Genomic DNA, 1,111 nt, shown 5'->3' on the forward strand with positions numbered 1-1,111 from the left:
CCTCGACGCCGTCGATCGGGTACTCGCGGTCCCCCGCGGTGTCCCAGCCCCGGCGGTGCGTCCAGACCTTCACGACGCCACCACCGGTGTCACCGATGTTCTCGAGGCGCCCCTCGGTGCCGATGACGGTGTAGTTCCGCCAGTAGTCCGGCGTGAAGTGGCACTGCTCGTAGCTGGCCTGCACGCCGTTGTCGAGCGTCATCATCACCATCGAGACGTCCTCGACGTCGACGACGGGGTTCAGCCCGGTCTGGGCGAGCGGCGGCCAGTTGTCGTGGGAGAACCAGTCCCCCATCAGTTCACCGCTGCGGTCGCGGCGGTCGGTGACGTCGCCGTAGACCGACAGCGAGCCCATCCCGACGACCCGGGCGGTGTCACCCCCGCCGAGCGCGTGGATGACGTCGAGGTCGTGGCTCGCCTTCTGCAGCAGGAGCGAGTTCACCTTGCTGCGGTCGGCGTGCCAGTCCTTGAAGTAGTAGTCACCGCCGTTGCCGACGAAGTGCCGGCACCAGACGGCCTTGACCTGGCCGATCTCGCCACGGCCGATGATCTCGCGCATCAGGCGGACGACGGCGGCGTGCCGGAAGTTGTGTCCGACGTACAGCGGGGTGCCGGTCCGGGCCGCGGTGTTCAGGACCGCGTCGGCGTCCTCGACCGTGATGGCGAGCGGCTTCTCGAGGTAGACGGCGATGCCCGCGCGGAGCAGGTCGATCGCGATCTCGGCGTGGGTCCAGTCCGGCGTGGTGACGATGGCGGCGTCGACGTGACCGGTGAGGTCCAGGTGGTGTTCGACCACCAGGGCATCCGGGTACTCGTCGAGTCCGCGCTGGCGGCCCGCCGCCGTGACGTCCGCGACGGCCATGACCCGGGCCTGCAGCGACGCGTCGGCGGCGGTGGCCTCGGCCACGTGGCGCGCGATGGCGGACCGCTGGCCCATCCCGATCACCGCGACGCGGAGTCCTGCGTTGTCGACGCCCATGCTCATCGCTCCCTTGCGTGAATGTGACGTCCATGATGCCGAATCGCTCATGAATGCACAATAGGCGCTCACGGATCGCTCACGCATCCGCGCAGGGAAGGGTTTTACACGATCGAAACGTCCGGCCCACCC

At 68.8% G+C, this 1,111-nt stretch carries 1 protein-coding gene; it reads right to left on the minus strand.

Annotated elements, in window-relative coordinates; genetic code table 11:
* On the minus strand, window positions 1–979 hold a 979-nt coding region (locus BACI9J_RS22830), incomplete at its 3' end, for a Gfo/Idh/MocA family protein (protein WP_442858669.1).
* Window positions 980–1,111 lie beyond the last annotated feature (132 nt).

The sequence above is a fragment of the Arthrobacter sp. 9V genome (assembly GCF_902506065.1).
Taxonomy (GTDB): Bacteria; Actinomycetota; Actinomycetes; order Actinomycetales; family Micrococcaceae; genus Arthrobacter.